The organism is Thiocapsa sp. (genome assembly GCF_035467215.1).
Lineage (GTDB): Bacteria > Pseudomonadota > Gammaproteobacteria > Chromatiales > Chromatiaceae > Thiocapsa.
In genome coordinates, this window is sequence record NZ_DATITZ010000171.1 from 1 (window position 1) to 6,046 (window position 6,046).

Sequence of the window (6,046 nt, forward strand, 5' to 3'; positions counted from 1 at the left end):
CGACCGTGTGCCGGGCCGCCAGCTGCACAAGGCCGGCGGCGCCGAGCGGCTCGAGCCACTGCGAATTGAAGACGACACGCGTTCGCTCGGAATCGAGGATCCGGAAGACCTGATCCTGATAGGTCTTGGCGTTCTCCTGAATCTGCTCGCGGGTGAGCGGTTTGCGCGTCGCGCTCTTGCCCGTCGGATCACCGATCAGCCCCGTAAAGTCGCCGATCAGGAAGAGGATCTCATGCCCGAGATCTTGGAGCTGACGCAGCTTGTTGAGCAGGACGGTGTGCCCGAGATGCAGATCCGGGGCAGTCGGATCGAAACCCGCCTTGATCCGCAAAGGACGGCCCAGGGCCAGCTTCCGGCGCAGTGCGTCTTCGAGGAGGATTTCGTCGGTCCCGCGCTTGATCAGCGCGAGCGAGCGTTCGAGTTGCTCCATGATGTTCGATCGTCCAACCCTGTCGGGAGTCAGCTATAGAAGCGGAGCAGGTTACGACGGAGCAAAGGGGCCGACAAGCCGTCGAGGTCTTCGCTGTCCCTTCCGCCGGTCGTGACTTGTCGATCGACCGGGTTTGGGTCTACACTACAGATCACTGAAAAAATTCTATTTTTCCGAGCCTTGTATTTGAGTCATGATGCGAGACTACAAATTTAGACAAACGGAATGGCCGCGACGCAAGTCGCGCAGCAGAGTGCTTCGCATTGTCTCGGTCCTGCTGGCCGTTGTCGCGCTCGGGCTCTTGGGATATGCCGCTGTGCAGTGGTTTTCTCAAAAACCGACCGCCGAAGCGACCTCCGCAGAGCCGCGCAACCCGCGCGTCGTTCCCTTGGCGATTCCACCGAAGGCGACCACCGAAGCAGAATCGGCGGCCGAGCCATCAACGCGGCCGGGACAGGATTAGGCCGAGAACGACGAGCCGCAACCGCAGGTCGTCGTCGCGTTGGGATTGCGGATCACGAACTGAGCGCCCTGCAGGCCCTCGGTGTAATCGATCTCGGAGCCCGTCAGGTACTGGAGGCTCATCGGGTCGACCAGCAAGGTGACGCCGTCCGTGACGACCTCGGTATCGCCGTCCTGGACCTCTTCATCGAACGTAAAGCCGTATTGGAAACCCGAGCACCCGCCGCCTTGGATGTAAACTCGCAGCATCAACGAGGGGTTACCCTCCTCGGAGATCAATTGGGCCACCTTCGACGCGGCAGAGGTGGTGAAAACCAGCGGTACATCAGCGGCAACTTCAGTCGTCATAGCAGGTAGGCTCTCGAGTTGAGGAGATCAGGATCCTTATCCTATGCTCTCCGTCGGTTTTTTCAAGCGCGGAGGGGCAATCGGCGAGCCAGTCGGCGAGGGAGGTCTCTCGATTTCCCAATCGGGATCAAGCCGCATCAAGAGCCGCGAGACAACGCCTCCTCAAGCGACCCGGTTGGCGTTGGGGTCTCTATCGTCGGCGCCCAGGGAAAGGATTCCGAGGTCGGTATCAAGCGGTCGTCGGACGGCTCGACCCCGATCAGAACACCGGTCGGCTCGAAATCACCCGGGAGCTCGAAGGTTCCCGACAGACTTTGAAGATATTCCAGCGCGATCGGTAGGGCTCGCGGCTCCGCGCTCGGGAGATCCGCGAGCGACAGCGTCACCGCACCGCTTGCGTTCCGCCCTTCGATCTCGAATCGAATGTGCCCGGTGGACTCGGAAAATCCCGGCACGACCTGGGTCAGCGTGAAGGTATAGCGGAACACCTTGGGGGATCCTTCGACCAAGAGGCGCAAGCCTTGAACCCGTATCGCACCGCGGTCGCCATCCTGGACCAATCGCTTGAGATACAAAAGCTCCCGACTCAACTCCAAGCGGGCGTCTTGCGCTTCCTTGAGCTGATCGGTCAGGGCACGCGCCGTCTCCCGGTCGATTTGACGACTGCGCTCCGCGATCACCTGTTCCCGCAGCGCCGCGGCCAAATCGACGCGCAAAGCATCGCTCTCCGCGGCCAAGGCAAGCTGCTCCGCATCGAGCGCAGTTAACTCCGGTTGCGTGAGCGCCATCACGCGCTTCTGACCGAGCTCGAATCCCGTCCAAAGCGCCGCAGCCAAGAGAACGGCATAGAAACCGCCCGCGAGCAGCCGGTAGGAGAGGCGTCGCAATGAATCAGGCATGGGATTTGCTTACGTCCGGACCGACGAGCCGCGACATGGGCCGGCTGGGCATCGGCATACCCGGCCCCGTCGGTCTCAAGCGGACCCGACCATCAGGGCAGCAGAGCCAATGCATCCAGCCCGGAAGACTCTTCGATGCCGAACATTAGGTTCATGTTTTGAACCGCCTGCCCCGCCGCGCCCTTCACCAGGTTGTCGATCACGGACTGGACAATGACGACACCGGAGTCACCTTGGCGTGTCGCCGCCATCCGGCAGAGGTTTGCTCCGCGCACCGAGCGGGTATCCGGATGCGCCCCTCCCTGCATCGGATCGACAAAGGCTCCTCCGAATAATAGGTCGAGTAGAGGTCGTCGAGATCGACATCGGATCGGGTCAAGCGCGCATAGAGCGTGGCCTCGATCCCGCGGATCATCGGGACCAAATGAGGCACGAAGGTCAGATTCAGGCCCGCACCGGAGAAGCGTTCGAGGTTCTGGATGATCTCGGGCGCATGCCGATGCCCGGTGACGGAATAGGCCTTGAAACTCTCGCCCACCTCGGCCATCAACAGACCCGTGGACGCCTTGCGCCCGGCACCGCTGACGCCGGACTTCGCATCCGCAATCAACCAGCTCGGATCGATGACTCCGGCCGCGAGCAGAGGCGCGAACCCGAGCGTCACCGCAGTCGGGTAGCACCCCGGATTCGCCACCAACCGTGCGCCGCGCACGGCATCCCGATTCAACTCGGGCAACCCATAGACCGCCTCGGCCAGAAGCTCGGGGCACGCATGCGGCATGCCGTACCAGCTCTCCCAGAGACCCGGATCCTTCAGACGAAAGTCGGCAGCCAGATCGATCACGCGCACGCCCCGTCCCAGCAGATCCGGCGCCGCCTTCATGGCCGTTCCGTTGGGCGTGGCGAAAAAAACGAGGTCGCACTCGGCCAGCGCACCCTCGTCAGGCGCAGTGAACGCGAGATCCAGCCGACCACGCAGATGGGGAAACATCTCGGCAACCGAGACACCCGCCTCGGTGCGCGACGTGATGACCGCGACCGTCGCGGCGGGATGCCGTGCCAAAATCCGCAAGAGCTCCGCGCCCGTATAACCCGTGCCGCCGACGATTCCGATCCTCACCATGCCCAACCGACTCCAAACGTGCGAAAAGCAGAACGCGATCCTCTATCGCCCGAACGAAAAAAGCGGCATATGCCGCTTCTCGTTTCGAGGCGACGCCGAACTGTCGGGATCAGGAACAGCCGCCGCCCGAGGCCGACGAAGACCCGCAAGAGCCACAGCCTCCGCCACCGCCAACCTGCGGGAGATTATTGAACACAAAGGTCGCGTTGCCGTCGCCTTGATCGACGAAGTCGATTTCCACACCGCGCAGGTAGGGCAAGGTACCGTCGTCGACCACGACCTTGAAGCCGTCGTAGGCCAAGACGCCGTCGTCGTCATTGATGGCATCGGTGAAGGTCATCCCGAAGCTAATGCCGCTGCAGCCGCCGGGCGTCGCAAACACGCGCACGCCCTGCACGTTGTCGTCGACTTGCCCGAACAAATCGGCCATCTTCGCCTGCGCCGGCGCAGTCAGCGTCAGCTCCATCTCGTTCAACACCGCGGACATAGGACTCGACCTCTTGACAAATCGGTTAGGCCAAAAAGAGTAGCAGAAAACCTGACTATTATACTACCGCAAGTTTAAGGGTCAAAGCTCGAGCCGACCTTGCGCGGCGAGCAAGGCGAGGTGGCGCTCGGCATCGACGAGATGTCGGCCCCAGTGACGATCGAACCCGTAGGCCCAACCGCGCAACGCGGACTCGGGCTGACGAGCATAGAGTCGAAGTCCGGATTTCAGATCGCAATAGATATCGGTCAGATCGTCGGCCAAGCTCCCGGTCATACCGTCGGCGCCCTCGCTTGCCCGATCGAACTCCAACCAATAGCCGTCACGATCGGCGAGCAGCCGACGCAGGCGCCAGAACAGCTCGAAGCGCGCGTCGAGATCCACCACGCTCGTCGGAACAACGCCCGAAACCGGGGCCGAAACCGAGTAGATGGATGCCTGAAGACGCGGCAGCAGGCTCGCGACATCCTCCAGCCAACGCCGACGATGCGCGTCGGTAGACGCCTCGATAAGATCACAATACCGCCTGGCGAGCCCGGCAACCTCAAGGCCCTCGAGTCCGCCCACCTGTCGTTCCGCGATCGCGTCCATGTTAAGGAGTGTAGACGAGAAAATCCGCAATGCGCGGGAACTACCGAGCCCTTGCAGCCGCGCGCACCCAACCGTCGAGCCACCGCTCGGCGTCTTCGGATCTCCAAGCTCGCGATACATCAGACCTCGACCATCTCGAAGTCATCCTTCCCGGCGCCGCACTCTGGGCACTTCCAGTTGAGCGGGACATCGTCCCAACGCGTCCCGGGCGGGATATCGTCATCCGGCCAGCCCTCGGCCTCGTCGTAGATCAAGCCGCAGATCACGCACATATAGGTCTTCATCGAATCGCTCCGTCGCAGTTCCCGGACCCCGGCGCGCGGGGTTTGTCGGGATCGACATCCATGAGCGCATCGGGGTTTAATCGCTCCAATGGTCGGGCGGGCCGACTCGGATTTCAACGAAGCTCGGGCGATTCGTCTTGAGACCTCCGCGGAACGGACGCCGCGGCGGGTTCGAACACGGGCAATCCGGCCCCACACGTCGGCGGCACAGACGAGACTGAATCCCATGAGCGCGATCAACGATCGACCCATCGTCCTCTGCGTCGGCGGACACGACCCGAGCGGCGGCGCCGGCATCCTCGCCGACGCCGAGGCCGTGCGGGCCGCGGGCGCCTTTCCGGTCACCGTCATCAGCGCGCTGACCGAGCAAAACACCTGTGGGCTTTCGCGCGTCTACCCGCAAGCCGCGGAGCATGTCGAGGGGCAGTGTCGCGCCCTATTGCGCGACTGCACCCCCGGCGCACTCAAGATCGGGATGATCGGCAGCGTTCCGCTGATCGACCTCCTCGGCACGCTGATCGACGAAAAACCCGGCCTTCCGGTGGTCCTCGATCCCGTCCTGGGCAGCGGCGCCGGGCGGCGGGTCGCGGACGCCGCCATGCTGGATGGATTGCGGGTGAGCCTGATCCGCCGCAGCACGCTCGTCACGCCGAATCTGCCGGAGGCGCAGACCTTGACTGGCGCACTTGGCCCAATCGATTGCGCGTCGCGCCTGCTCGCGCTCGGCGCACCGTGGGTCCTGATCACGGGCACACACGACGACACGACCGACGTCACCAATTGGCTGTTCAACGCCGAGGGGCTTCAACAACGCCTGGACTGGCCGCGCCTGCCCGGCGAGTATCACGGCTCGGGCTGCACGCTGGCGAGCGCGATCGCCGCCCGCCTCGCGCTCCGGACGGCAATGCCGGAGGCCGTCGCCGAAGCCCAAGCCTATACCTGGGAGAGCCTCGATCGGGCGCTCCGGACCGGCCGCTGTCAGCTCACACCCAATCGCCTCTACGCACTCGACCCATGACACACCTCGACGGACTCTATCTGATCACCCCGGACACCGCAGACAACCCCGACGTCCTCGCCGAACAGGTGGCGCAGGCCATCTCGGGCGGGGCCAGACTCGTCCAATATCGCAATAAGGGCGCGGATCGCCAGCTTCGACACGACCAGGCCATCGCCGTACTCGGCGTCTGCCGCGCCGCGGGCGTCCCGCTGGTCATCAATGACGATGTGGCACTCGCCGCGAAGATCGGCGCCGACGGTGTGCATCTCGGCCGCGACGACGGCGACCCGATCGCAGCCCGTCGGCGCCTCGGAGCCGACGCCATCATCGGCGTCTCCTGCTACGACGACATGGACCTCGCGCAGGCCGCCGAGCGGGCCGGAGCCAGCTATGTCGCCTTCGGGAGCTTCTTCCCCTCGGCC

General features: G+C 63.7%; 8 protein-coding genes and 1 pseudogene. 2 read left to right on the top strand and 7 right to left on the bottom strand.

Annotated elements, in window-relative coordinates:
• From tyrS to VLR48_RS09530, 7 genes and pseudogenes are all read right to left on the bottom strand, one after another.
• Positions 1 to 430, bottom strand: a 430-nt coding sequence (tyrS, locus tag VLR48_RS09500) for a tyrosine--tRNA ligase (protein WP_325291552.1), incomplete at its 3' end; no start/stop codon positions are given.
• 459 nt (positions 431 to 889) lie between these two features.
• Positions 890 to 1,240, bottom strand: a complete 351-nt coding sequence (gene erpA, locus VLR48_RS09505; RefSeq protein WP_325291553.1) for an iron-sulfur cluster insertion protein ErpA — start codon at positions 1,238 to 1,240, stop codon at positions 890 to 892.
• Between the two features lie 137 nt (positions 1,241 to 1,377).
• On the bottom strand, positions 1,378 to 2,139 hold the full coding sequence (locus VLR48_RS09510) for a DUF6776 family protein (protein ID WP_325291554.1): 762 nt from the start codon (positions 2,137 to 2,139) through the stop codon (positions 1,378 to 1,380).
• A gap of 92 nt (positions 2,140 to 2,231) precedes the next feature.
• Positions 2,232 to 3,262 (bottom strand): annotated as a pseudogene (gene argC, locus VLR48_RS09515) (N-acetyl-gamma-glutamyl-phosphate reductase).
• A 109-nt stretch (positions 3,263 to 3,371) separates the two neighbouring features.
• Entirely contained in the window at positions 3,372 to 3,749 is a 378-nt protein-coding gene (locus VLR48_RS09520) for an iron-sulfur cluster assembly accessory protein (RefSeq protein WP_325291555.1), read from the bottom strand.
• Positions 3,750 to 3,830: 81 nt separating this feature from the next.
• Positions 3,831 to 4,316 carry a DUF5063 domain-containing protein gene (locus VLR48_RS09525; protein WP_325291556.1) on the bottom strand — a complete coding sequence of 162 codons (486 nt, stop codon included), beginning with the start codon at positions 4,314 to 4,316 and terminating at the stop codon, positions 3,831 to 3,833.
• 143 nt (positions 4,317 to 4,459) lie between these two features.
• Positions 4,460 to 4,624, bottom strand: coding sequence for a rubredoxin (locus tag VLR48_RS09530; RefSeq protein WP_093029925.1), 165 nt, complete (start codon positions 4,622 to 4,624; stop codon positions 4,460 to 4,462).
• 226 nt (positions 4,625 to 4,850) lie between these two features.
• Here VLR48_RS09530 and VLR48_RS09535 point away from each other — a divergent pair, with 226 nt between their 5' ends.
• The gene (locus tag VLR48_RS09535) at positions 4,851 to 5,642 is read left to right on the top strand and encodes a hydroxymethylpyrimidine/phosphomethylpyrimidine kinase (RefSeq protein WP_325291557.1); all 792 of its coding nucleotides are present in this window, start codon (positions 4,851 to 4,853) and stop codon (positions 5,640 to 5,642) included.
• Positions 5,639 to 6,046, top strand: a 408-nt coding sequence (locus tag VLR48_RS09540; protein ID WP_325291558.1) for a thiamine phosphate synthase, incomplete at its 3' end; no start/stop codon positions are given. The genes VLR48_RS09535 and VLR48_RS09540, both read left to right, overlap by 4 nt.